This is a genomic window from Streptomyces sp. S186, from assembly GCF_051603415.1.
Classification (GTDB): Bacteria; Actinomycetota; Actinomycetes; order Streptomycetales; family Streptomycetaceae; genus Streptomyces.
In genome coordinates this window covers 6,144,940-6,167,788 of the sequence record NZ_CP193932.1, presented here as the reverse complement: position 1 = coordinate 6,167,788, position 22,849 = coordinate 6,144,940, and the positions used below count along the sequence as shown (strand labels likewise).

Annotated in this window: 27 protein-coding genes; 7 read left to right on the top strand and 20 right to left on the bottom strand. The window is 73.0% G+C overall.

The window, feature by feature from the left end; genetic code table 11:
- Positions 1–47: 47 nt before the first annotated feature.
- The 11 genes from lgt to hisI form a co-directional block, all read right to left on the bottom strand.
- Positions 48–1,031 carry a prolipoprotein diacylglyceryl transferase gene (gene lgt, locus ACRAS8_RS26575; RefSeq protein WP_438488520.1) on the bottom strand — a complete coding sequence of 328 codons (984 nt, stop codon included), beginning with the start codon at positions 1,029–1,031 and terminating at the stop codon, positions 48–50.
- A 121-nt stretch (positions 1,032–1,152) separates the two neighbouring features.
- Complete coding sequence (locus ACRAS8_RS26570; protein ID WP_438488519.1) at positions 1,153–1,953, bottom strand: DsbA family protein; 801 nt, start codon at positions 1,951–1,953, stop codon at positions 1,153–1,155.
- Positions 1,954–2,031: 78 nt separating this feature from the next.
- A complete protein-coding gene (gene trpA, locus ACRAS8_RS26565) occupies positions 2,032–2,862 on the bottom strand; it encodes a tryptophan synthase subunit alpha (RefSeq protein WP_438488518.1) in 831 nt (276 codons plus the stop codon).
- Complete coding sequence (trpB, locus tag ACRAS8_RS26560) at positions 2,862–4,127, bottom strand: tryptophan synthase subunit beta (RefSeq protein WP_438488517.1); 1,266 nt, start codon at positions 4,125–4,127, stop codon at positions 2,862–2,864. Before trpB ends, trpA begins: the two co-directional genes overlap by 1 nt.
- 126 nt (positions 4,128–4,253) lie before the next feature.
- Complete coding sequence (trpM, locus tag ACRAS8_RS26555; RefSeq protein ID WP_438488516.1) at positions 4,254–4,403, bottom strand: tryptophan biosynthesis modulator TrpM; 150 nt, start codon at positions 4,401–4,403, stop codon at positions 4,254–4,256.
- 5 nt (positions 4,404–4,408) lie between these two features.
- Complete coding sequence (trpC, locus tag ACRAS8_RS26550) at positions 4,409–5,218, bottom strand: indole-3-glycerol phosphate synthase TrpC (protein WP_438488515.1); 810 nt, start codon at positions 5,216–5,218, stop codon at positions 4,409–4,411.
- 199 nt (positions 5,219–5,417) lie between these two features.
- A complete protein-coding gene (locus tag ACRAS8_RS26545; protein WP_438488514.1) occupies positions 5,418–5,858 on the bottom strand; it encodes a DUF2752 domain-containing protein in 441 nt (146 codons plus the stop codon).
- 110 nt (positions 5,859–5,968) lie between these two features.
- Complete coding sequence (locus tag ACRAS8_RS26540; protein ID WP_438488513.1) at positions 5,969–6,211, bottom strand: HGxxPAAW family protein; 243 nt, start codon at positions 6,209–6,211, stop codon at positions 5,969–5,971.
- A gap of 86 nt (positions 6,212–6,297) precedes the next feature.
- Entirely contained in the window at positions 6,298–6,951 is a 654-nt protein-coding gene (locus ACRAS8_RS26535; protein ID WP_438488512.1) for a TIGR02234 family membrane protein, read from the bottom strand.
- 55 nt (positions 6,952–7,006) lie between these two features.
- A complete protein-coding gene (locus tag ACRAS8_RS26530) occupies positions 7,007–8,551 on the bottom strand; it encodes an anthranilate synthase component I (protein ID WP_438488511.1) in 1,545 nt (514 codons plus the stop codon).
- A gap of 11 nt (positions 8,552–8,562) precedes the next feature.
- Entirely contained in the window at positions 8,563–8,952 is a 390-nt protein-coding gene (gene hisI / locus ACRAS8_RS26525; RefSeq protein ID WP_438488510.1) for a phosphoribosyl-AMP cyclohydrolase, read from the bottom strand.
- A 32-nt stretch (positions 8,953–8,984) separates the two neighbouring features.
- Here hisI and ACRAS8_RS26520 point away from each other — a divergent pair, with 32 nt between their 5' ends.
- Both ACRAS8_RS26520 and ACRAS8_RS26515 read left to right on the top strand, forming a co-directional pair.
- The gene (locus ACRAS8_RS26520; protein WP_438488509.1) at positions 8,985–9,128 is read left to right on the top strand and encodes a hypothetical protein; all 144 of its coding nucleotides are present in this window, start codon (positions 8,985–8,987) and stop codon (positions 9,126–9,128) included.
- A gap of 63 nt (positions 9,129–9,191) precedes the next feature.
- Entirely contained in the window at positions 9,192–9,824 is a 633-nt protein-coding gene (locus ACRAS8_RS26515; RefSeq protein WP_438488508.1) for a TIGR03085 family metal-binding protein, read from the top strand.
- 31 nt (positions 9,825–9,855) lie between these two features.
- On the opposite strand, the gene ACRAS8_RS26510 is transcribed toward ACRAS8_RS26515, so the two are convergent.
- On the bottom strand, positions 9,856–10,755 hold the full coding sequence (locus ACRAS8_RS26510; RefSeq protein ID WP_438488507.1) for a LysR family transcriptional regulator: 900 nt from the start codon (positions 10,753–10,755) through the stop codon (positions 9,856–9,858).
- A gap of 130 nt (positions 10,756–10,885) precedes the next feature.
- On the opposite strand from ACRAS8_RS26510, the gene ACRAS8_RS26505 reads away from it, so the two are divergent.
- Genes ACRAS8_RS26505 through ACRAS8_RS26495 form a run of 3 tightly spaced genes read left to right on the top strand, consistent with a single transcriptional unit; the run spans position 10,886 to position 14,257 of the window.
- Positions 10,886–11,557 (top strand): succinate dehydrogenase, encoded by a 672-nt coding sequence (locus ACRAS8_RS26505; RefSeq protein ID WP_438490603.1) that lies wholly within the window; start codon positions 10,886–10,888, stop codon positions 11,555–11,557.
- A gap of 1 nt (position 11,558) precedes the next feature.
- The gene (locus tag ACRAS8_RS26500; RefSeq protein ID WP_438488506.1) at positions 11,559–13,517 is read left to right on the top strand and encodes a fumarate reductase/succinate dehydrogenase flavoprotein subunit; all 1,959 of its coding nucleotides are present in this window, start codon (positions 11,559–11,561) and stop codon (positions 13,515–13,517) included.
- Positions 13,514–14,257, top strand: coding sequence for a succinate dehydrogenase/fumarate reductase iron-sulfur subunit (locus ACRAS8_RS26495; RefSeq protein WP_438488505.1), 744 nt, complete (start codon positions 13,514–13,516; stop codon positions 14,255–14,257). Before ACRAS8_RS26500 ends, ACRAS8_RS26495 begins: the two co-directional genes overlap by 4 nt.
- A 13-nt stretch (positions 14,258–14,270) precedes the next feature.
- Here the strand turns inward: ACRAS8_RS26495 and hisF are convergent, their stop codons facing one another.
- From hisF to hisD, 8 genes are read right to left on the bottom strand one after another with little or no spacing between them, the layout of a single operon-like run.
- Positions 14,271–15,026, bottom strand: a complete 756-nt coding sequence (gene hisF / locus ACRAS8_RS26490) for an imidazole glycerol phosphate synthase subunit HisF (protein ID WP_438488504.1) — start codon at positions 15,024–15,026, stop codon at positions 14,271–14,273.
- A 6-nt stretch (positions 15,027–15,032) separates the two neighbouring features.
- A complete protein-coding gene (locus ACRAS8_RS26485; RefSeq protein ID WP_438488503.1) occupies positions 15,033–15,443 on the bottom strand; it encodes a Rid family hydrolase in 411 nt (136 codons plus the stop codon).
- Between the two features lie 39 nt (positions 15,444–15,482).
- Positions 15,483–16,205, bottom strand: coding sequence for a bifunctional 1-(5-phosphoribosyl)-5-((5-phosphoribosylamino)methylideneamino)imidazole-4-carboxamide isomerase/phosphoribosylanthranilate isomerase PriA (gene priA / locus ACRAS8_RS26480; protein ID WP_438488502.1), 723 nt, complete (start codon positions 16,203–16,205; stop codon positions 15,483–15,485).
- A gap of 20 nt (positions 16,206–16,225) precedes the next feature.
- On the bottom strand, positions 16,226–16,876 hold the full coding sequence (gene hisH / locus ACRAS8_RS26475; protein ID WP_438490602.1) for an imidazole glycerol phosphate synthase subunit HisH: 651 nt from the start codon (positions 16,874–16,876) through the stop codon (positions 16,226–16,228).
- Positions 16,873–17,037, bottom strand: coding sequence for a hypothetical protein (locus ACRAS8_RS26470; protein WP_438488501.1), 165 nt, complete (start codon positions 17,035–17,037; stop codon positions 16,873–16,875). Before ACRAS8_RS26470 ends, hisH begins: the two co-directional genes overlap by 4 nt.
- Positions 17,037–17,642: an imidazoleglycerol-phosphate dehydratase HisB gene (gene hisB, locus ACRAS8_RS26465; protein ID WP_018536733.1), complete on the bottom strand. Its 606-nt coding sequence runs from the start codon at positions 17,640–17,642 to the stop codon at positions 17,037–17,039. Before hisB ends, ACRAS8_RS26470 begins: the two co-directional genes overlap by 1 nt.
- Entirely contained in the window at positions 17,639–18,772 is a 1,134-nt protein-coding gene (locus tag ACRAS8_RS26460) for a histidinol-phosphate transaminase (protein ID WP_438488500.1), read from the bottom strand. The genes hisB and ACRAS8_RS26460 overlap by 4 nt, the downstream gene beginning before the upstream one ends.
- Positions 18,773–18,780: 8 nt before the next feature.
- Positions 18,781–20,106 (bottom strand): histidinol dehydrogenase, encoded by a 1,326-nt coding sequence (gene hisD / locus ACRAS8_RS26455; protein ID WP_438488499.1) that lies wholly within the window; start codon positions 20,104–20,106, stop codon positions 18,781–18,783.
- A gap of 279 nt (positions 20,107–20,385) precedes the next feature.
- On the opposite strand from hisD, the gene ACRAS8_RS26450 reads away from it, so the two are divergent.
- Positions 20,386–21,987 carry an oxidoreductase gene (locus ACRAS8_RS26450; protein ID WP_438488498.1) on the top strand — a complete coding sequence of 534 codons (1,602 nt, stop codon included), beginning with the start codon at positions 20,386–20,388 and terminating at the stop codon, positions 21,985–21,987.
- 69 nt (positions 21,988–22,056) lie between these two features.
- The gene (locus tag ACRAS8_RS26445) at positions 22,057–22,794 is read left to right on the top strand and encodes an LON peptidase substrate-binding domain-containing protein (RefSeq protein ID WP_438488497.1); all 738 of its coding nucleotides are present in this window, start codon (positions 22,057–22,059) and stop codon (positions 22,792–22,794) included.
- Positions 22,795–22,849 lie beyond the last annotated feature (55 nt).

Genomic DNA, 22,849 nt, shown 5'->3' with positions numbered 1-22,849 from the left:
GGGTCCGCCCGGCGCTCCGGTCGGATGCGGGCCGTCGGCGGCCGGCCTCAGGACTTCGTGCCGCCCGGGCTCCCGGCGGACCTGGCGGAACCGGAGGCGGAGCCGTCGGCCGCGCTCTTGGTGCCCTTGTTGCTCTTGTCGCTCTTCTCGCCCTTGGCGGTCCCGGCAGGCTTCCCGGCGTCCTGGCCCTCCTGGGCGCCCTCGGCGAGCTGCCACTCCGGCTCGACGATCTCCTCGCGGCCCGGGGCCTTCCGCGCGGAGACGATCATGTAGACGACGGCCAGGACGAAGACCACCAGCGAGGTCCAGTCGTTCAGCCGCAGGCCCAGGATGTGGTGCGCCTCGTCGACGCGCATGTACTCGATCCAGGCGCGGCCCACGCAGTAGGCGGCGACGTAGAGCGCGAAGACCCGCCCGTGGCCGAGGCGGAAGCGCTTGTCCGCCCAGATCACCAGCGCCGCGACGCCCAGGCACCACAGGCACTCGTAGAGGAACGTCGGGTGGTAGGTGCCGCCGATGCGGCCGATCGCCGGGTCCGGGTCGATCTTCAGCGCCCACGGCACGTCGGTCGGCTTGCCGTACAGCTCCTGGTTGAACCAGTTGCCCCAGCGGCCGATCGCCTGGCCGATGGCGAGGCCCGGCGCCAGCGCGTCGGCGTACGCGGGCATCGGGACGCCCCGGCGGCGGCAGCCGATCCAGGCACCGAGGGCGCCCAGCGCGACCGCGCCCCAGATGCCGAGGCCGCCCTGCCAGACCTTGAGGGCGTCGAGCGGGTGGCCGTTCTTGCCGAAGTACGGCTCGTACGTCGTGATGACGTGGTACAGGCGCCCGCCGACCAGGCCGAAGGGCACCGCCCACACGGCGATGTCGGCGACCGTGCCGGAGCGGCCGCCGCGCTGCACCCAGCGCCGGTTGCCGAGCCAGACGCCGACGAACACGCCGATGATGATGCAGAACGCGTAGCCGCGCAGCGGGATCGGCCCGAGATGGACGACACCGGTCGAGGGGCTGGGAATGAATGCGAGGTCCATGGCAGGACCGACGCTACCGCGCCGGGCGGGGTTGACGACAACCCGCCCGGCAACGGCTGCGTAACGGCCGCGGCGGCGCGGCGGTCCGTACCGGCTCCCCGGCCGGACGGCCGCGGCCGGGCTACTTGCCCTGGTCGGCCTCCAGGACCATCTTCTTCAGGTCCGCGGGGGTGACCCGGCCGCCCTTGAACTGGGAGAGGTCCTTGCCGTTGAGCAGGACGGTCGGGGTGCCGCGGAAGCCGCCGCCGGCGAACGCCTCGTTGGACTTGCGGACGAAACCGTCGTACCGCCCGTCGCGGACGCACTTGGTGAACGCGGCCGAGGTCAGGCCCGGGACCTTCCCGGCCAGCTGGAGCAGGTACTTCTTGTCGCCGAAGCGGTCCTGCTGCTCGGGCGGCTGGTGGGAGTAGAGGACGTCGTGGTAGTCGCGGAACTTTCCGGCGTCCTGGGCGCACAGGGCGGCGTTGGCCGCGTTCAGCGAGCCGGTGCCGCCGGCGTTCCCGTCGATGAGGGTGGCGAGGTGGTACTCCACCTTGAGCTTGCCGGAGTCCTGGAGCTGGTGGATCACCGGGCGGAAGCCGGTCTCGAACTGCTGGCAGGCCGGGCAGCGGAAGTCCTCCCAGACGGTGAGGGTGGAACGGGCGCGGGCCGAACCCACCGGGACGGCGGGCTTGTCGCCGTCGCTGGCCTGTTTGGGGAGGGCGAACGCGGTGTTGTCGGTACTGCTGCCGGTGCCGCCGCCGGAGGACACCCACACGGCGATCCCGCCGGCCACCGCGAGCGCCGCCACCACCGCGCCGGCGACGGCCGACTGGCGGACCCGCCGGGCGCGCGTCCTCTCCTTGTCACGCTGGGCCTGGAGCCGCTCGCGGGCGCTGCTCGTTCCGTCACGCTTCGGGCCGTCATGGTTCTTCTGGTTCACGCCCGTGGACAACGAAGCGGAGGGGCGCAGCCGCACCCCTCCGCTCCGAGGTTCGCCCGATCGGACGATCTGCCGGGGTCAGTCCCGGGCCGCGCCGTTCCGGCGCACGCCGTCGCCGAGCTGCCCGGCCAGGGCCCGGACGGCGGTCAGGCCGGCGTCAAGGTCGCCGTCCGCCGCCAGCAGGCACTTGACGAACGCCGAGCCGACGATCACACCGTCGGCGAAGCGGGCCACCTCGGCGGCCTGCTCGGCGTTGGAGACGCCGAGGCCGACGCAGACGGGGAGGTCGGTGGTGGCGCGGGTGCGGGCCACCAGGTCCTCGGCCTCCCGGCCGACGGACTCGCGGGTGCCGGTGACGCCCATCAGGGACGCGGCGTAGACGAAGCCGCTGCCGGCCTCGGTGATCCTGGCCAGCCGCTCGTCCCGGCTGCTCGGCGCGACCACGAAGACGGTGGCCAGGCCGTGCTGCTCGGCGGCCTTGCGCCAGACCTCGGACTCCTCGACCGGGAGGTCCGGCAGGATGCAGCCGGCGCCGCCCGCCTCGGCGAGGTCGGCGGCGAACCGCTCGACGCCGTAGCGGTCGACGGGGTTCCAGTACGTCATGCAGAGCACCGGCGCGCCGGTGGCGGCGTGCACGTCGCGGACCGTGCGGATGACGTCGACGATCTTGATGCCGGCGCGCAGCGCGATGTCGTCGGCGGTCTGGATCACCGGGCCGTCCAGGACCGGGTCGCTGTGCGGCAGCCCGACCTCGACGATGTCGCAGCCGCCGTCCAGCATCTCGGTCAGCGCCCGGATGCCGCCGTCTACGGTGGGGAAGCCGGCCGGAAGGTAGCCGACCAGCGCCGCCCGGTTCTCCGCCCTGGCCTGCGCCAGGACGGACGACAGGAGTTCGATGTTGCCCGCCATCACTTGTCCCCCTCGCCGGTGCCGGCCGCTTCGTCGGCGGCGGTGTTGTAGAGCCCGAAGTAGCGGGCGGCGGTGTCCATGTCCTTGTCGCCGCGCCCGGAGAGGTTCACCAGCAGCAGGCCGTCGGGGCCCAGCTCCCGGCCGACCTCCAGGGCGCCGGCCAGCGCGTGGGCGCTCTCGATGGCCGGGATGATGCCCTCGGTGCGGGACAGCAGCCGCAGGGCCTGCATCGCCGCGTCGTCGGTGACCGCGCGGTACTCGGCGCGGCCCGAGTCCTTGAGGTAGGCGTGCTCGGGGCCGATGCCCGGGTAGTCCAGGCCGGCCGAGATCGAGTACGGCTCGGTGATCTGGCCGTCCTCGTCCTGGAGGACGTAGGAGCGGGAGCCGTGCAGGATGCCGGGGGTGCCCTCGGTGAGGGTGGCGGCGTGCTCGCCGGTCTCGATGCCGTGGCCGCCGGGTTCGCAGCCGATGAGGCGGACGCCGGTGTCGGGCAGGAAGGCGTGGAACAGGCCGATGGCGTTGGAGCCGCCGCCGACGCAGGCCAGGGCGGCGTCCGGCAGTCGGCCGGCGCGCTGGAGGATCTGGCGGCGGGCCTCGACGCCGATGACCCGGTGGAAGTCGCGGACCAGGGCCGGGAAGGGGTGCGGTCCGGCGACGGTGCCGAAGAGGTAGTGGGTGCGGTCGACGTTGGCGACCCAGTCGCGGAACGCCTCGTTGATGGCGTCCTTGAGGGTGCGGCTACCGGACTTCACGGCGATGACCTCGGCGCCGAGCATCCGCATCCGGGCGACGTTGAGGGCCTGCCGCTCGGTGTCGACCTCGCCCATGTAGATGGTGCATTCGAGGCCGAAGAGGGCGCAGGCGGTGGCGGTGGCGACGCCGTGCTGGCCGGCGCCGGTCTCGGCGATGACCCGGGTCTTGCCCATCCGCTTGGTGAGCAGGGCCTGCCCCAGCACGTTGTTGATCTTGTGGGAGCCGGTGTGGTTGAGGTCCTCGCGCTTGAGGAACACCCGGGCCCCGCCGGCGTGTTCGGCGAACCGCGGCACCTCGGTGAGGGCGCTGGGCCGGCCGGTGTAGTTGACCATCAGGTCGTCGAGCTCGGCGGCGAAGGCCGGGTCGGCCTTGGCCTTCTCGTACTCGGCGGCGACCTCGTCCACCGCGGCGACCAGCGCCTCGGGGATGAACTTGCCGCCGAAGGCGCCGAAGTAGCCCTCGGGGCCGGGGACTTGACCCTCGGGGTCGGGAAGGAAGAACTCGCTGGGCATGCGGAAACCTCACGGTGAGTGTGTGGACACTTGAGCCGTGGGGCGGGGGGTCATCGCTTGGCTGCGGCCTCGTGTTGCCGGCCGCGCCCACGCGGCGGAGCCGCATGTCGACACAGTCCCGCGCCCCTAACGGGGCGCCTGCCATCGCATGCCGTTGATCTGCCCCGGCTCGCAGCCGATGTGGTAGCGGACCCGCCGGCCCCGCACGCGCCGTGCCGGGGCACGACAGCCACGCGGCCGGCAGCCGCGGGCGAGGCGGAGGAGGGCGGCGGCCATGGCGGTCAGTCCCGGCCGTGCCGGATCGCCGGGTGGGAGCCGGCCGCGACCAGGTCGGCGACCGCGGCCTTGGGGTCCTTGCCGGTGACCAGGGACTCGCCGACCAGGACGGCGTCGGCGCCGTCGTTGGCGTAGGCGATCAGGTCGTGCGGGCCGCGCACGCCGGACTCGGCGACCTTGACGATGTGGTCGGGGACCTCGGGGGCGACCCGGGCGAAGGTGCCCCGGTCGACCTCCAGGGTCTTGAGGTTGCGGGCGTTGATCCCGATGATCTTGGCGCCGGCGGCCACCGCGCGGGCGACCTCCTCCTCGTCGTGCGCCTCGACCAGCGGCGTCAGCCCGATCGACTCGGCCCGCTCGATCAGCGAGACCAGGGCCTCCTGCTCCAGCGCGGCGACGATCAGCAGCGCGAGGTCGGCGCCGTAGGCCCGGGCCTCCCACAGCTGGTAGGCGGTGACGATGAAGTCCTTGCGCAGGACGGGGATGTCGACCTTGGCGCGGACGGCCTCCAGGTCGGCCAGCGAGCCGCCGAAGCGGCGCTGCTCGGTGAGGACGGAGATCACCGCGGCGCCGCCCGCTTCGTAGTCGGCGGCCAGGCCCGCGGGGTCGGCGATCGCGGCGAGCGCGCCCTTGGACGGGCTGGAGCGCTTGACCTCGCAGATCACCCGGACGCCCTCGCCCTTCAGGGCGGCGACGCCGTCCTTGGCCGGGCGTGCCTTGCGGGCCCGCTCCTTGAGCTCGTCGAGGCCGACGCGCGCCTGCCGCTCTGCGAGGTCGGCGCGGACTCCGTCGATGATCTCGTCGAGCACGCTCACGCGAGCGGCCTCCTTCGTGAAGGGTGGAGGTGGACAGCGGCCCGTGGGGCGGGAACCGCCGTCACGGCTGCTCCTCCGATGGTATCCGCCGCGAGGGGCAGGTCCCGCATCCGGTTGACCGTGGTCCCACGACCCGGACAACTCCGGGTTGCCTCGCGGTGCGCCCCGGGGGCCGCGGCGGGCCGCGGACCGGTGCGCGTCACGGCCGCAGTCCGGCGCCGAGGGGGAGGTTGCGGACGAGGGTGAAGGCCAGCAGCAGCCCGCCCAGCGCCCACCAGTGGGCCGCCCGGGGCCGCGGGCCCGCGGTGGGCAGTCCGCGCACCGCGCGGGCCGCCCAGACCAGCCAGAAGAGCGCGAACGCGGCGTAGCCGGCCACCGCGGGGGCGTTGGCGGCGAGCGCCGCGAGGAGGTCGCCGTGCGCGACGGCGTGCGCGCTGCGCAGCCCGCCGCAGGCCGGACAGAGCAGTCCGGTGAGGTGCCGCAGGGGGCAGACCGGGTAGTGGCCCGGTTCGTTGGGGTCGACGGTGCCGACCCAGGTGAAGGCCGCGGCCACCGCCGCGAGGGTGCCGGCCGGCGCGGCGAGCCGGCGCAGCGGGCCGCGGGAGGCGTCCGGCCGCGGCCGGACCACAGGAGCGCTCACGGAGCCGATGGTGCTACCGGACGCGAGAAGGCGCAGCTTCTTCGCCGCCGTACGGGGCGCGGGCCGTACGGGGCGGGAAGCGGCGCCTTCGGGGGGCTGCCGAGCGGGGCTCAGCTCTCCTGCGGCTGAGCCTGGGCGGGGGCGGGCTTGGCGGAGCGCCTGGGCTCCTGGCCGAGGCCGGCCGCGCGCATCACGCCGCCCACGACGGCGCCGGCGGCGATCAGCACCATGCCCGCCCAGAAGCCGGCCACGTTGGCCATCACGATGAAGGCACCGGCCACGCAGAAGCCGATGAAGGCGATGATGACGCCGGTCCAGGCGGCGGGGGTGTGTCCGTGGCCACTGCTCGACATGGAGTGCTCCTCGTTACTGAAGTCGCGCCGGGGTCCGAGCGCGCGAATGTCGTCGTCCATTGTCACCGATGCCGGGCGAAGCCCTTTTACCGGGTGGGGTCCTCGCCGCGGTCCAGGGACTTCCAGATCTCCTCGGGGCGCTCCAGGTCCGGCGGCGCCGCGGCGCGCCGCGGGCCGCGGGCGCCGCCGGGGGTGCGCTCGTACCGGCCCGACATCGCGGGCCAGCGGCGGCCGAAGACCAGGGCCAGCACCCCGGCGAGGAGCAGCAGCAGGCCGCCGGCGGCGGCCACCCAGGGCCAGACGGTGTGGGTGACGTGATGCACGTCGGCGCCGTTCAGGCCGACCGCGTCGGCGGCTTTCTCGCGCAGCGCCGAGGTGTCGGCGTAGCCGAGGGCGGCGGCGGTGGTGATGCCCAGGCCGCTGAGGGCCAGCAGTGCGGCGACCACGATCCGGCCGGCCCGGCGGACCGCGAAGACGGCGACCAGGGCGGCCAGGCCGACCACCGCCAGCGCGCCGGGCAGGCCGGTCACGTCGCTGCCGGTCACGGTGCGCGGCAGCTCTCCCTGGGCCAGCGCCGCGGTGCCCCGGGCCCAGGTGCGGCCGGAGGCGAGCAGTGCCAGGCTCGCGCCGGCGGCGCCGAGCAGCAGCGCCAGGGCGAGCGAGCGCCTGGCGCTGCCGCGGGGCCGGGCCGGGGCGGGAGCCGGCTCGGTGTCGGTACGGGACTGGGGTACGGCACTCACGCGTACCACTATCGCCTACCGGCTCCGGCGGGCCGCCGCGCGGGGGTGCGGCGGGTCATTTGCCGAGGTGGTTGGCGGTGTGGACGGCGCGGAGGACGGCGGCGGCCTTGTTGCGGCACTCGGTGTCCTCGGCGTCCGGGTCGGAGTCGGCGACGATGCCGGCGCCGGCCTGGACGTAGGCGGTGCCGTCCCGCAGCAGGGCGGTGCGGATGGCGATGGCGGTGTCGGAGTCGCCGGCGAAGTCCAGATAGCCCACGCAGCCGCCGTAGAGGCCGCGCCGGGTCGGCTCCAGCTCCTCGATGATCTGCAGGGCGCGCGGCTTGGGGGCGCCGGAGAGGGTGCCGGCGGGGAAGCAGGCGGTGAGCACGTCGAAGGCGGTGCGGTCGGCGGCGACCGTGCCGGTGACGGTGGAGACGATGTGCATGACGTGGCTGTAGCGCTCGACGGACATGAAGTCGACCACCTCGACGCTGCCCGGCTCACAGACCCGGCCCAGGTCGTTGCGGCCCAGGTCGACCAGCATCAGGTGCTCGGCGCGCTCCTTGGGGTCGGCCATCAGCTCGTCGGCGAGCGCCTGGTCCTCCTGGACGGTCGCGCCGCGCGGGCGGGTGCCGGCGATCGGGTGCACCATGGCCCGGCCGTTCTCGACCTTGACCAGCGCCTCGGGGCTGGAGCCGACGACGTCGAAGGGCGCGCCCTCGGGGCCGCCGTTGCCCTCGAAGCGGAAGAGGTACATGTAGGGGCTGGGGTTGGTGGCCCGCAGCACGCGGTAGACGTCCAACGCGCTTGCCGTGCAGGGGGTTTCGAACCGCTGCGAGGGCACCACCTGGAACGCCTCGCCGGAGCGGATGCGTTCCTTGATGTCCTCGACGGCGGCCTTGAAGGAGTCCGCGCCCCACTCGCCGGTGTACGGGGGCAGGGCGGTGGGCGGGAGCGCGGCGGCGCTCGCGGGCGCGGGGCGGGCGAGGTCGTCGGCCATGGCGTCCAGGCGGGCCACCGCGTCCGCGTACGCCTCGTCGACGCCGGTCGCCAGGTCGTTGTGGTTGATGGCGTTGGCGATCAGCAGGACCGTGCCGCTCCAGTGGTCCAGGACGGCGAGGTCGGAGGTGAGCAGCATGGTGAGCTCGGGCAGGCCGAGGTCGTCGGCGGTGTGCTCGCCGACCTTCTCCAGGCGGCGCACGATGTCGTAGCCGAGGTAGCCGACCATGCCGCCGGTGAACGGGGGCAGTCCCTCGCCCTCGACGAGGTCGCGCGGGGTGTGCAGGGCCTCGACGGTGGCGCGCAGCGCGGCGAGCGGGTCGCCGCCGGTGGGGACACCGACCGGCGGGGTGCCGAGCCAGTGCGCCCGTCCGTCGCGGGTGGTGAGCGTCGCGGCGCTGCGGACGCCGATGAACGAGTACCGCGACCACGTGCGGCCGTTCTCGGCGGATTCGAGGAGGAAGGTGCCGGGGCGCTCGCCGGCGAGCTTGCGGTAGAGGCCGACCGGGGTGTCGCCGTCCGCGAGGAGGCGCCGGGTGACGGGGATGACCCGCCGGTCCGCGGCGAGCGTGCGGAAGGTGTCGAGGTCCGGTGTGGCGGTGCCGGTGGTTCCCGTGGTCATGGGAGCGGAGCCTACTGGTCGGTGGCGGGCGCGCTCACCGCGCTCAGGAGGATGTCCGTATCGAAGCAGGTGCGGGCGCCGGTGTGGCAGGCGGCGCCGACCTGGTCGACCTTGACGAGGACGGTGTCGGCGTCGCAGTCGAGGGCGACGGACCTGACGTGCTGGACGTGGCCTGAGGTGTCGCCCTTGACCCAGTACTCCTGGCGGCTGCGGGACCAGTAGGTGCAGCGGCCGGTGGTGAGGGTGCGGTGCAGCGCCTCGTCGTCCATCCAGCCGAGCATCAGCACCTCGCCGGTGTCGTACTGCTGGGCGATGGCCGGAAACAGACCGTCCGCGTCGCGCTTGAGGCGGGCGGCGACGGCGGGGTCCAGCGAGGATGCGGTGACGCGGCTGCTGCTCATGGGTCCATTGTGCCGTGCGGCATCCTGCTGCCATGGACCAGTCGCCCTCCCCTGACGCGCCACCGCCGCCGGACCCGGACCGGGTGGCGAGGGTGGCGGTGCGGGTGCTGGTGGCGGTCTTCGCGGCGGCGCTGGTGGCCGCGGTGGTGGTGGGGGTGCTGGTGCTGCGGGGGTGACGGGCCCAGAGGACGGGGGTATGCGCCGTGGCAGGTGGGGCGGGGCGGTCGTAGGGTGGCCGTATGTCGACCCATGCGAAGCGTGAACGGCTCCTTCTGGCCGACCTGTTGGAGAGCGCGGGCCCCGAGGCACCGACGCTGTGCGAAGGCTGGACGACGCGGGAGCTGGCCGCGCACGTGGTCGTGCGCGAGCGGCGTGCCGATGCGTCGGCGGGCATCCTGGTCAAGCCGCTGGCGGCGCGGCTGGAGCGGGTGCAGGCGGAGTTCGCGGCGAAGCCGTACGAGGAGCTGCTCCAGCTGATCAGGACGGGCCCGCCGAGGATGTCGCCGTTCGCGCTCAAGCAGATCGACGAGGCGTCCAACACCGTGGAGTTCTACGTCCACGCCGAGGACGTGCGGCGGGCCCAGCCGGACTGGTCGCCGCGCGCGCTCGACCCGGTCTTCGCGGACGCGCTGTGGACGCGGCTGGAGCGGGCCGCCCGGGTGCTGGGCCGCAAGGCGCCGGTGGGGCTGGTGCTGCGCCGGCCGGACGGGCAGACGGCGGTGGCGCATCGCGGGACTCCGGTGGTGACGGTCACCGGCGAGCCGGGCGAGCTGACGCTGTTCGCCTTCGGCCGGCAGGAAGCGGCGCAGGTCGAACTGGACGGGGACAAGGACGCGGTGGCGCGGGTGCTGGAGGCGGACCTGGGGGTGTGACCCCGGATGGCCACCCTCGCGCCCGCGGGCCTCAGTTCGTCGCCTCCGCCAGGTGGGCCCGCAGGATGCGGTCGAGTTCGCGGGCGGCGCGCGGTGGTGAGACGTCGCCGCGGTGCGCGACCGAGACCACCCGGTGCATGCCGGGGGTGGCGAACGGGGTGACGCGCAGGCCGGAGCGTTCGGCGACCATGCTGGGGACGACGGCGATGCCGAGCCCGGCCCGGACGAAGCCGAGCACCGCGTCCATCTCACCGCCCTCGACGGTGAAGGCGGGTTCGAAACCGGCCGCGCGGCAGGCCGCGGTGGTGAACTCCCGCAGGTCGTAGCCGCGGCGGAACATCGCCAGCGGACGGCCGCGGAGGTCCTCCACGCGGATCCGGGTGCGCCGGCCGGTCACCGGGGCCGGGCGGCCGGGGGCGGAGACCACCACCAGCTCCTCGCGCAGCAGCTCGGCGGTGGCCAGCGCCGGGGCCTGGCCGGGCAGCGGGGTGATGATCAGCGCCAGGTCCAGTTCGCCGTCGGCCAGGGCCCGGACGAGGTCCTGGGAACCGTCCTCGGTGACGATCAGGTCGACGCCCGGATAGGCGGTGTGGAAGGCGCTGAGCACGTCGGGGACGAGGCTGGCGCAGAGGCTGGGCGGGGCGCCGAGGCGGAGCCGGCCGCGGCGCAGCTGGGCGACCTCCTGGACCTCGCGGCGGGCGGTCTCGGTGTCGGCGAGGATCCGGCGGGCCAGCGGCAGCAGCGTCTCGCCGGCGTCGGTGAGGGTGATGTGGCCGCGGGCGCGGTGGAAGAGCTCTGCGCCCAACTCCCGTTCCAGGGCGCGGATCTGCTGGGAGAGCGAGGGCTGGGCGACGTGTTCACGCTCGGCGGCGCGGGTGAAGTGGCGGGTGTCGGCCACGGCCGTGAAATAGCGGAGCTGCTGCAGCTGCATGGGGCGAATATAAATCAGCGATAGGCCCAGCCTATGGAGATCAGCTCCACCATGTCTTGGACTAATGGTGGGCCCCGTCCCTACCGTCGGCCTCATGGCACTGGCAACGCGGACGGACCGACGGTCGTCCATGGCCCATACGATGTGGGACTCCACCGTCGGCAAGAAGACGGTGATGGCCGTCAGCGGCCTGATCATGCTGCTGTACCTGGTCGCCCACATGATCGGGAACCTGAAGATCTTCTTCGGGCCCCCGGAGTTCAACCACTACGCCCACTGGCTGCGCACCGTCGGCGAGCCCTTCATGCACTACGAGTGGACGCTCTGGCTGATCCGGGTCGTCCTCGTCGTCGCGGTGGCCGCCCACGCCACGTCCGCGTACCAGCTGAGCCGGCGCGACATCAGGGCACGGCCGAGCAAGTACGTGCACCGCAAGCCGCGGGCGAGCTACGCCACGCGCACCATGCGGTGGGGCGGGATCATCCTCGGCCTGTTCATCGTCTGGCACCTTCTCGATCTGACGACCGGCACCGTGCACGCGGGCGGCTTCCAGGAGGGCCACCCGTACCAGAACGTCGTGGACACCTTCTCCACCTGGTACGGCAATGCCATCTACCTCGTGGCGATGCTCGCCCTCGGGCTGCACATCCGGCACGGCTTCTGGAGCGCCGCCCAGACCCTCGGCGTCGGCAGCCGGGCCCGCGACCGTGCCCTGAAGACCGTCGCCAACGTCCTCGCGCTGCTGCTCACGGCCGGCTTCGTCGCCGTCCCCGTGGGCGTCATGACCGGAGTGGTGAGCTGAGATGTCCCCCTACACCCCCTACACCGCCTACACGACCGGGGAACCGGCCGCCGACACCAGGGCCCCCGCCGGCCCGATCCACGAGCGCTGGGACCGGCGCCGCTTCGAGGCCAGGCTGGTCAACCCCGCCAACCGGCGCAAGCACACGGTCATCGTCGTCGGCACCGGGCTCGCCGGCGGCTCCGCCGGCGCCACCCTCGCCGAACAGGGCTACCACGTCGTCCAGTTCTGCTATCAGGACTCGCCGCGCCGGGCCCACTCGATCGCCGCGCAGGGCGGCATCAACGCCGCGAAGAACTACCGCAATGATGGAGATTCCATCCACCGGTTGTTCTACGACACCGTGAAGGGCGGCGACTTCCGGGCCCGGGAGTCCAACGTCCACCGGCTGGCGCAGATCTCGGTCGAGATCATCGACCAGTGCGTGGCGCAGGGCGTGCCGTTCGCCCGCGAGTACGGCGGTCTGCTCGACACCCGGTCCTTCGGCGGCGTCCAGGTCTCCCGTACCTTCTACGCCCGCGGCCAGACGGGCCAGCAGCTGCTGCTCGGCGCCTACCAGGCGCTGTCCCGGCAGATCGCCGCGGGGAACGTGGAGATGCGGCCGCGCACCGAGATGCTGGACCTGATCGTCGTCGACGGGCGGGCCCGCGGCATCGTGGCGCGGGATCTCGTCACGGGGAGGATCTCCGCCCACTTCGCGGACGCGGTGGTGCTCGCCTCCGGCGGCTACGGCAACGTCTTCTACCTGTCGACGAACGCCATGAACTCCAACGCCACCGCGGTGTGGCGGGCCCACCGCCGCGGCGCCCACTTCGCCAACCCCTGCTTCACCCAGATCCACCCGACCTGCATCCCGCGCACCGGCGACCACCAGTCGAAGCTGACGCTGATGAGCGAGTCGCTGCGCAACGACGGCCGGATCTGGGTGCCGAAGGCCACGGGCGACACCCGCCCGCCGCACGAGATCCCCGAGGACGAGCGGGACTACTACCTGGAGCGGATCTACCCGTCCTTCGGCAACCTCGTGCCCCGCGACATCGCCTCCCGGGCCGCGAAGAACGTCTGCGACGAGGGCCGCGGCGTCGGACCGGGCGGGCAGGGCGTCTACCTGGACTTCGCCGACGCGATCCGGCGGATGGGCCGCGCGGCCGTCGAGGCGAAGTACGGCAACCTCTTCGACATGTACCAGCGGATCACCGACGAGGATCCGTACCGGGTGCCGATGCGGATCTATCCGGCCGTGCACTACACGATGGGCGGCCTGTGGGTCGACTACGACCTGCAGACCACCGTCCCGGGCCTGTTCGCGATCGGCGAGGCCAACTTCTCCGACCACGGCGCCAACCGGCTGGGCGCCTCCGCGCTGATGCAGGGCCTGGCCGACGGCTACTTCGTCCTGCCGGCGACGATCAACGACTACCTGGCGCGCAACCCGCACCAGGACCCGGTGACGGCTGAACACCCGGTCGTCCAGGAGGTGTTGGCCGAGACGGAGGACCGGCTGAACCTGCTCCTGTCCGTCGACGGCGACCGCACCCCCGACTCCTTCCACCGCGAGATCGGCGCACTCATGTGGGAGTACTGCGGGATGGCCCGCACCGACGCGGGCCTGCGCAAGGCCCTGGAGCGCCTCCCGCAGATCCGCGGGGAGTTCTGGCGGCGCGTCAAGGTGCCCGGCACAGGCGAGGAGTTCAACCAGTCGCTGGAGAAGGCCAACCGCATCGTCGACTATCTGGAGCTCGCCGAGCTGATGTGCCTCGACGCGCTGCACCGCGCCGAGTCCTGCGGCGGCCACTTCCGCGAGGAGTCGCAGACCCCGGACGGCGAGGCCGCCCGCCGGGACGAGGAGTTCGGCTACGCCGCCGCCTGGGAGTTCACCGGCACCGGCACGGCCCCCGTCCTGCACAAGGAAGACCTGGTCTTCGAGTACGTCCACCCCACCCAGCGGAGCTACGCATGAGGCTCACCCTGCGCGTCTGGCGACAGCGGAACGCCGGCGCCGACGGCGCCATGTCCACCTACGAGGTCGACGGCATCTCCCCGGACATGTCCTTCCTGGAGATGCTCGACACCCTCAACGAGGAGCTGATCCTCAAGGGCGAGGACCCGGTCGCCTTCGACCACGACTGCCGCGAGGGCATCTGCGGCGCCTGCTCGCTCGTCATCAACGGCGACGCGCACGGCCCGGAGCGGACCACCACCTGCCAGCTCCACATGCGGTCCTTCAAGGACGGCGACCGCATCGACATCGAGCCGTGGCGGGCGGCGGCCTTCCCGGTCGTGAAGGACCTGGTCGTCGACCGCTCGGCCTTCGACCGGATCATCCAGGCCGGCGGCTACATCACCGCGCCGACCGGCTCCGCGCCGGAGGCGCACGCCACGCCGGTGCCGAAGCCGGACGCCGACGCCGCCTTCGAGCACGCCGAGTGCATCGGCTGCGGCGCCTGCGTCGCGGCCTGCCCCAACGGCGCGGCGATGCTGTTCACTTCCGCGAAGGTCAACCATCTCAACGTGCTGCCGCAGGGCGCGCCGGAGCGCGAGACCCGCGTCCTGGACATGGTGGCCCAGATGGACGCGGAGGGCTTCGGCGGCTGCACGCTGGCGGGCGAGTGCGCCACCGCCTGCCCCAAGGGCATCCCGCTGTTCAGCATCACGCGGATGAACCGGGAGTTCGTCCGGGCGGCGGGCAAGCGGCGCTGACCGGGCGCGCCGGTCACCGCACCGGGTGACCGGCCTCCCGCAGCGCGTCCTTGACCTGGCCGATGCGCAGATCGCCGAAGTGGAAGACGGAGGCGGCCAGCACCGCGTCGGCGCCGGCCGCCACCGCGGGCGCGAAGTGGTCGAGGCGGCCGGCGCCGCCGGAGGCGATGACCGGGACGCTGACGTGCCGGCGGACCGCCTCGATCATCTCCACGTCGTAGCCGTCCTTGGTGCCGTCGGCGTCCATGGAGTTCAGCAGGATCTCCCCGGCGCCCAGCTCCGCGGCGCGGTGCGCCCACTCCACGGCGTCGATCCCGGCCGAGCGGCGGCCGCCGTGCGTGGTGACCTCGAAGGACCCCGAAGCGGTACGGCGGGCGTCGACGGAGAGGACCAGGACCTGGCTGCCGAAGCGTTCGGCGATCTCCTTGATCAGCTCCGGGCGGGCGATCGCGGCGGTGTTGACCCCGACCTTGTCGGCGCCGGCCCGCAGCAGCTTGTCGACGTCCTCCGCGGTGCGCACCCCGCCGCCGACGGTCAGCGGGATGAAGACCTGCTCGGCGGTGCGGCGGACCACGTCGTAGGTGGTCTCGCGGTCGCCGGAGGACGCGGTGATGTCGAGGAAGGTCAGCTCGTCGGCGCCCTCCTCGCCGTAGATCTTCGCCATCTCGACCGGGTCCCCGGCGTCGCGGAGATTCTGGAAGTTGACGCCCTTGACGACGCGGCCGTTGTCGACGTCCAGGCAGGGAATGACGCGGACCGCCAGGGTCATGACGGGTTAGCCCTCTCGTTCGGTGTCCCGGGAGGTGTCCCGGAACGCTTCTAGTTCTACTTCCACCAGGACCCGGGAGTCGACGAAGCCGGAGACCACCACCAGGGTGGCGGCGGGCGGCGCGGCCTCGAACAGCTCGCGGTGGGCGCGGGCGGCGGCGTCCGCGTCCCGCAGGTGGGTCAGGTACATCCGGGTGCGCAGGACGTCGGCGGCGCCCAGCCCGAAGGGTTTGAGCGCCGCCAGCGCGTTCCCGAAGGCCACCTTGGTCTGGACGTAGGGGTCGCCCTCGCCCTGGAGGACGCCGCCGACCAGCGGCATGGTGCCGGCGACCAGGACCCGGTCACCGGCGGCCACCGCGCGTGCGAAGCCGATGGACTCTTCCCAGGGACTGTCGGTCCGAACCCGCTCGATGCTCATCACGCCGCCTTCCACATGTGGCCGGTTGCGGCACCGCGGCTACGACACCGCCGCCAGTGCCTCTTCGAGGGTGAACGCCTTCGCGTAGAGCGCCTTGCCCACGATGGAGCCTTCGACACCCGCCGGCACCAGCGCGGCGATCGCCCGCAGGTCGTCGAGGGAGGAGACGCCGCCGGAGGCGACGACCGGGCGGTCGGTGGCCGCGCAGACGTTCTTCAGCAGCTCCAGGTTGGGGCCCTGGAGGGTGCCGTCCTTGTTGATGTCGGTGACGACGTAGCGGGCGCAGCCCTCGGAGTCCAGGCGGGCCAGCGTCTCGTAGAGGTCGCCGCCGTCCCGGGTCCAGCCGCGGCCGCGCAGGGTCGTGCCGCGGACGTCCAGGCCCACCGCGATCTTCTCGCCGTGCTCGGCGATGATCCTGGCGACCCACTCCGGGTTCTCCAGCGCCGCGGTGCCGATGTTGACCCGGGTGCAGCCGGTGGCCAGGGCGGCGGCCAGCGAGTCGTCGTCGCGGATGCCGCCGGACAGCTCGACCTTGATGTCCATGGAGCGGGCGACCTCGGCGATCTGCGCGCGGTTGTCGCCGGTGCCGAAGGCGGCGTCCAGGTCGACCAGGTGCAGCCACTCGGCGCCGGCCGACTGCCAGGCCAGCGCGGCCTGCATCGGGTCGCCGTAGGAGGTCTCCGAGCCGGACTCGCCGTGCACCAGGCGGACGGCCTGGCCGTCGCGGACGTCGACGGCGGGCAGCAGTTCAAGCTTCTTCACGGCGTTCGCCTTCACAGGGTTCACAGCGTTTCGATCCAGTTGGTGAGGAGCTGGGCACCGGCGTCGCCGGACTTCTCGGGGTGGAACTGGGTGGCCCACAGCGGGCCGTTCTCGACCGCGGCGACGAACGGCTCGCCGTGCGTGGCCCAGGTGACCTTCGGCGCGGCCATCTGGACGTTGCCGATCTCCAGCTCCCAGTCGTGGACCGCGTAGGAGTGCACGAAGTAGTAGCGGGCGTCGGCGGGCAGCCCGGCGAAGAGCCGCGAACCCTCGGCGGCGCGGACGGTGTTCCAGCCCATGTGCGGGACGACCTCGGCCTTGAGCGGGCCGACCGTGCCGGGCCACTCGTCGAGACCCTCGGTCTCCACACCGTGCTCGATGCCGCGCCCGAAGAGGATCTGCATACCGACGCAGATGCCCATCACCGGGCGGCCGCCGGACAGCCGGCGGCCGATGATCCAGTCGCCGCGGACCTCCCGCAGCCCCCGCATGCACGCGGCGAACGCGCCGACGCCGGGCACCAGCAGCCCGTCGGCGTTCATCGCGGTGTCGTAGTCGCGGGTGATCGTCACGTCGGCGCCGACGTGCGCCAGGGCCCGCTCGGCGGACCGGACGTTGCCGAAGCCGTAGTCGAGGACGACGACCTTCCTACGGGAGCCGGCGGCGCTCAATTCCACACCTCCAGTCGCAGCACCCCTGCCACCAGGCACATCGCCGAGGCGATGGCCATCAGGGTGATCACGGACTTGGGGATCTTCTGCTTCCAGAACGAGTAGACCCCGCCGAGCAGGAAGAGGCCCACGAGGATGAAGACGGTGGACAGGCCGTTCATCAGAGGGCGCCCTTCGTGGAAGGGAGGATGCCGGCCGCCCGCGGGTCGCGCTCGCTGGCGTAGCGCAGGGCCCGGGCGAGCGCCTTGAACTGGCACTCCACGATGTGGTGGGCGTTGCGCCCGTACGGGACGTGGACGTGCAGCGCGATCTGGGCCTGCGCGACGAACGACTCCAGTATGTGCCGGGTCATCGTGGTGTCGTAGGTGCCGATCATCGGCGCCATGTTCTCCGGCTCGGTGTGCACCAGGTACGGACGCCCCGAGAGGTCGACGGTCACCTGGGCCAGCGACTCGTCCAGCGGGACGGTGCAGTTGCCGAAGCGGTAGATGCCGACCTTGTCGCCGAGCGCCTGCTTGAAGGCGGCGCCCAGCGCGAGGGCGGTGTCCTCGATCGTGTGGTGGGTGTCGATGTGCAGATCGCCGTCGGTCTTGACCTTGAGGTCGAAGAGGCCGTGCCGGCCGAGCTGGTCGAGCATGTGGTCGTAGAAGCCGACGCCGGTCGAGACGTCGACCTGGCCGGTGCCGTCGAGATCGATCTCGACCAGCACCGTCGTCTCCTTGGTGGTGCGCTCCACGCGCCCCACGCGGGCGGTCGCCCCGCTCATCGCTTGTTCTCCTTCAGGCTGCGTTCTTTCAGCACCGCGCGCACCGCGTCGAGGAACGCGTCGTTCTCGGCCGGGGTGCCGGCGGTGACCCGCAGCCAGCCCGGTACGCCGTTGTCGCGGACCAGCACGCCGTGGTCGAGGATCGCCTGCCAGGCGGCGTGCGCGTCGTCGAAGAGGCCGAACTGGACGAAGTTGGCGTCCGAGTCGACGACCTGGCAGCCGCTCGCACGCAGTTCGGTGACCAGGCGGTCCCGCTCGCCCTTGAGCTGCTCGACGTACGACAGCAGCGTATCGGTGTGCTCCAGGGCGGCGAGCGCGGTGGCCTGGGTGACGGCCGAGAGGTGGTACGGCAGCCGGACCAGCTGGACGGCGTCGACCACGGCGGGGTCGGCGGCGAGGTAGCCCAGCCGGAGCCCGGCGGCGCCGAACGCCTTGGACATCGTCCGGGAGAGGACCATGTTCGGCCGGCCCTCGATCAGCGGCAGCAGCGACGGGCGGTGGCTGAACTCGACGTACGCCTCGTCGACCACCACCAGCGCGCCACCGGTGCCGGCCCGGGCGACCTGCGCGGCCTCGTACAGCGCGAGGACGGTGTCGGCCCCGACGGCGCTGCCGGTGGGGTTGTTCGGCGAGCAGACGAAGACCACGTCGGGCCGGTGCTCGGCGATGGCGGCGCGGGCCGCCGCCACGTCGATGGTGAAGTCGTCGTTCCGCGGGCCGGAGATCCAGCCGGTGCCGGTGCCGCGCGAGATCAGCGCGTGCATGGAGTACGACGGCTCGAAGCCGAGGGCGGTGCGGCCGGGGCCGCCGAAGGTCTGGAGCAGCTGTTGGATGACCTCGTTGGAGCCGTTGGCGGCCCAGACCTGGCCGGTGGTGACCGGGTGGCCGGCGGTGCGGGTGAGGTAGGCGGCCAGCTCCGTGCGCAGCTCGATCGCGTCCCGGTCGGGGTAGCGGTTGAGGTGGCGGGCGGCCTCGGTGACCCGCTCGGCGATCCGCCGCACCAGCGGCTCGGGGAGCGGGTAGGGGTTCTCGTTGGTGTTGAGGCGCACCGGGACGTCCAACTGCGGCGCGCCGTAGGGCGACTTGCCGCGCAGCTCGTCCCGGATGGGGAGATCGTCGATCCTGGTCACGTGCCTGCTCACTTGCTCGGGGGAACCGTCCAGTCATACCTCGCCTTGATCGCCGCGCCGTGGGCCGGGAGGTCCTCGGCCTCGGCGAGGGTCACCACATGGTGGGCGACCTCGGCCAGCGCCTCCCGCGAGTAGTCCACGACGTGGATGCCGCGCAGGAACGACTGGACGGACAGGCCGGAGGAGTGGCAGGCGCAGCCGCCGGTGGGCAGGACGTGGTTGGAGCCGGCGCAGTAGTCGCCGAGGGAGACGGGGGCGTAGGGGCCGACGAAGATCGCGCCGGCGTTGCGGACCCGGGCGGCGACCGCGGCGGCGTCCGCGGTCTGGATCTCCAGGTGCTCGGCGCCATAGGCGTCCACCACCGCGAGGCCCTCGTCGAGGCCGTCGACCAGGACGATCGCGGACTGCCGGCCGGACAGCGCCGGCACGATGCGGTCCTCGACGTGCTTGGTGGCCGCGATCTGCGGGGCCAGCTCCTTCTCGGTGCGGTCGGCCAGCTCCTCGGAGTCGGTGACCAGGACCGCGGCGGCCATCGGGTCGTGCTCGGCCTGGCTGATCAGGTCGGCGGCGACGTGGACCGGGTCGGCGGTGTGGTCGGCGAGCACCGCGATCTCGGTGGGCCCGGCCTCGGAGTCGATGCCGATCCGGCCCTTGAGCAGGCGCTTGGCGGCGGCGACGTAGATGTTGCCGGGGCCGGTGACCAGATTGGCCGGGGCGCACTCGTCGGTGCCGTAGGCGAACATCGCGACGGCCTGGGCGCCGCCCGCGGCGTACACCTCGTCGACGCCGAGCAGGGCGCAGGCGGCGAGGATCGTCGGGTGCGGCAGGCCCCCGAAGTCGGCTTGCGGCGGGGAGGCGACGGCGAGCGAGCCGACGCCGGCCTCCTGGGCGGGGACGACGTTCATGACGACGGAGGACGGGTAGACCGACCGGCCGCCGGGGACGTAGAGGCCGACCCGCTCGACGGGGACCCAGCGCTCGGTGACCGTGCCGCCGGGGACGACCTTGGTGGTGACGTCGGTGCGGCGCTGCTCGCGGTGGACGATCCGGGCGCGCCGGATGGACTCCTCCAGGGCGGCGCGGACCTTCGGATCCAGCGCGTCAAGGGCCTCGGTGAGGGCCTCCGCCGGGACCCGGACCCGCTCGATCCCGACGCCGTCGAACCGCCGCGCGTACTCGATCAGCGCCGCGGTGCCGCGATGGCGTACGTCCTCGCAGATGGGCCGGACCTTCTCCAGGGCGGCTTCCACGTCGAACTCGGCACGGGGCAGCAGGTCGCGCAGGGCGGCACCCTCGGGGAGGGCGGCGCCACGCAGATCGATTCGGGAGATCACTCCCCCAGTGTCTCAGACCCGCCGCCGGGCCCGAGCGGCCGTATCGGTGAGTGATACGCAGTGTGGACGGGCCGGGCGACCGCCGGACCGGAGACCGCGAAGTTGACCGGAGTTGGCCCTGACCACGCGTGTTCAACCCGTCACCGGGCGGGCAAGGGGTCGGTGCGGGCTCACGGGGAGCCCCGCGGGGCGGGTGGAACGGCGCCTGCCGGGACGCGTCCGAACAGGTATCGGGACCGGATACCGCACCGCCGGGGGCGAGAGCGAGGGGGAGCCACAGTGACCGGAGCCAGGGACGGCGACGCGCCTGCCGACCTGCGACTGACGTCCGCGGAGTGGAGCATGTGGCAGGCGTTCCGCAACGGCAGCACCTGCGACCTCCACAGCGGCGACCCGTCCCGGGACGATCCGCACGGGCAGCACCTGTGGGGCCCGGAGCGCCGGGTCCGGGCCCGGGTGGTGGCGCTGCTGCTGCTCGACGGACCGCCGGCGCAGCCCGGGCGGGTGTCCGGACTGCACCTCACCGGTGCGTACATCACGGACACTCTCGACCTTGCGGGCGGCACGATCAAGCCATTCGTGGAGCTGCGGGACTGCCGCTTCGAGGCCGAGGTGCTGCTGCCGGAGAGCCGGTTCACCACCCTGCGGATGGTGAACTGCGCGATACCCAGGCTGGAGGCGGCCCGGCTGCACACCGAGGGCGATCTGCATCTGCCGCGGTGCGTGGTGCACTCGGGCATCCGGCTGACCGACGCGCACATCGGCACCGACCTGATGCTCAATCAGGTCGTGGTGCACAAGGACCGCCAGGGCCGCTCGGTCATGGCGGACGGGATGACCGTCGCCCAGGACCTCCAGGCCGAGATGCTGGAGTCCTACGGCGAGCTGTCGCTGCGCGGCGCCACCGTCGGGGTGTCGCTGAGCCTGCGCGGGAGCCATCTGAGCAATCCGTTCGGCCGCCGGGCGCTGAACGCCCCCCAGCTGACCGTCGAGCGCACCCTCTATCTGACCGCCGCGGGCCTGGCCAACTCCCCGTTCTCCAGCGGCGCCACGCCCCCGTACGGCATCACCCACACCCCGGCCCGGGGCACCCGGATGCAGCGCTTCGAGTGCGAGGGCGGGGTGCGGCTGGACGACGGGCGGTTCGGGGACGCGGTGGACCTGGAGCACGCGCGGTTCATCATGGAGTCCGACCAGGAGCTGTCGCTGCGCCGCATCCAGACGCCGGAGCTGCGGTTCCTGGGCGAGCGCCCGCAGCGCGGCCGGGTGATCCTCTCCGGCGCCCGGGTCGTCAACCTCGTCGACAAGTCGGCGAGCTGGCCGGGGCTGGGCGGGCTGATGATGGCCGGCTTCGCCTACGAAACGCTGATCCCGCGCGGCCACTTCCCGCTGGCGCTGCGGCTCCAGTGGGTGGCCGCGGCGACCCCGGAGTACGCGCCCGAGCCGTACGAGATGCTGGCCGCCTCGCTGCGCGCGATGGGCGAGGACGCGGACGCCCGGGAGGTGCTGCTGGCCAAGCAGCGGCGGCGCCGCGAGACGCTGCCGCTGGCGGCGAAGGCATGGGGCTTCCTCCAGGACTGGACGGTGGCCTACGGCTACCGCCCGGGGCGGGCCGCGGTGTGGATGGCGATCCTGTGGGCGATCGGCACGGCGTACTTCGCCTCGTACCCGCCGCCGCCCCTCAGGCACGACGAGGCGCCGCAGTGGAACCCGTACCTCTACTCCCTGGATCTGCTGCTGCCGGTCATAGACCTCTACCAGGGCGGCGCGTGGAAACCGGGCGGGGCAGCCCAGTGGGTGGCGGCGGTGATGATCATGGTGGGGTGGGTTCTGGCGACGACGATCGCGACCGGCGCCTCCCGGCTGCTGCGACGGCAGTAGGGCCGCCCGGGAGCCGCCCGGGGACGGCCCCGGTCGGGACGCACCGGACAGGCCGTAGGCTTACGGACTGTGTCCTCCGTGCGTCTGCCCCTGTTCCCGCTCAATTCGGTGCTGTTCCCGGGCCTGGTGCTGCCGCTGAACGTCTTCGAGGCGCGGTATCGGGCCATGATGCGCGATCTGCTGGAGCGGCCCGAGGACGACCGCCGGTTCGCGGTGGTCGCCATCCGGGACGGCCGGGAGGTCGCGTTCACCGCGCCTGGGCTGCCGGACGCCACCGCGCCGACCGCCACCGGCCCTGCCGCGGGCTTCGGCGACGACCCGGTCCGGGCCTTCCACACGGTCGGCTGCGTCGCGGACGCGGCGACCATCCAGCAGAAGGCGGGCGGCGGCTACGAGGTCCTGGCCACCGGCACCACCCGCTTCCGGCTGCTGTCGGTGGACGCCTCCGGGCCGTATCTGACGGGCGAGTTGGCGCCGCTGGAGGAGGACGACGGGGAGGGCGCGGGCACCCTGGCGTCCGGCGTGGTGCGGGCCTTCCGCACCTATCAGAAGCGGCTGGCCTGGGCGAACGAGCGGACCCTGACCGGCGACCAGGAGCTGCCCGCCGACCCGTCGGTGCTGTCGTACCTGGTCGCCGCGGCGGCCGTGCTGGACGTGCCCGCCAAGCAGCGGCTGCTGGCGGCGTCGGACACCGCGTCCCGGCTGCGTCAGGAGCTGGAACTCCTTCGCCAGGAGGCGGCGGTGATCGGTAAGCTCCCGTCGCTGCCGGCCGTGGAGCTGACCCGGCAGCCGACCAGTCCCAACTGACGCACCGGCAGCACGAGATACGGTCCCGGGGCCGTCGGCTCCGCGTTCGAACGAG

Bases quoted from the DNA above. Each gene is read 5' to 3' on its own strand.
- lgt (WP_438488520.1), bottom strand. From the start codon at position 1,031: ATGGACCTCGCATTCATTCCCAGCCCCTCGACCGGTGTCGTCCATCTC.
- trpA (WP_438488518.1), bottom strand. From the start codon at position 2,862: ATGGCGGGCAACATCGAACTCCTGTCGTCCGTCCTGGCGCAGGCCAGG.
- trpB (WP_438488517.1), bottom strand. From the start codon at position 4,127: ATGCCCAGCGAGTTCTTCCTTCCCGACCCCGAGGGTCAAGTCCCCGGC.
- trpM (WP_438488516.1), bottom strand. From the start codon at position 4,403: ATGGCCGCCGCCCTCCTCCGCCTCGCCCGCGGCTGCCGGCCGCGTGGC.
- ACRAS8_RS26540 (WP_438488513.1), bottom strand. From the start codon at position 6,211: ATGTCGAGCAGTGGCCACGGACACACCCCCGCCGCCTGGACCGGCGTC.
- ACRAS8_RS26530 (WP_438488511.1), bottom strand. From the start codon at position 8,551: ATGACCACGGGAACCACCGGCACCGCCACACCGGACCTCGACACCTTC.
- hisI (WP_438488510.1), bottom strand. From the start codon at position 8,952: ATGAGCAGCAGCCGCGTCACCGCATCCTCGCTGGACCCCGCCGTCGCC.
- ACRAS8_RS26520 (WP_438488509.1), top strand. From the start codon at position 8,985: ATGGACCAGTCGCCCTCCCCTGACGCGCCACCGCCGCCGGACCCGGAC.
- ACRAS8_RS26515 (WP_438488508.1), top strand. From the start codon at position 9,192: ATGTCGACCCATGCGAAGCGTGAACGGCTCCTTCTGGCCGACCTGTTG.
- ACRAS8_RS26510 (WP_438488507.1), bottom strand. From the start codon at position 10,755: ATGCAGCTGCAGCAGCTCCGCTATTTCACGGCCGTGGCCGACACCCGC.
- ACRAS8_RS26505 (WP_438490603.1), top strand. From the start codon at position 10,886: ATGGCCCATACGATGTGGGACTCCACCGTCGGCAAGAAGACGGTGATG.
- ACRAS8_RS26500 (WP_438488506.1), top strand. From the start codon at position 11,559: ATGTCCCCCTACACCCCCTACACCGCCTACACGACCGGGGAACCGGCC.
- ACRAS8_RS26495 (WP_438488505.1), top strand. From the start codon at position 13,514: ATGAGGCTCACCCTGCGCGTCTGGCGACAGCGGAACGCCGGCGCCGAC.
- hisF (WP_438488504.1), bottom strand. From the start codon at position 15,026: ATGACCCTGGCGGTCCGCGTCATTCCCTGCCTGGACGTCGACAACGGC.
- ACRAS8_RS26485 (WP_438488503.1), bottom strand. From the start codon at position 15,443: ATGAGCATCGAGCGGGTTCGGACCGACAGTCCCTGGGAAGAGTCCATC.
- ACRAS8_RS26470 (WP_438488501.1), bottom strand. From the start codon at position 17,037: ATGAACGGCCTGTCCACCGTCTTCATCCTCGTGGGCCTCTTCCTGCTC.
- hisB (WP_018536733.1), bottom strand. From the start codon at position 17,642: ATGAGCGGGGCGACCGCCCGCGTGGGGCGCGTGGAGCGCACCACCAAG.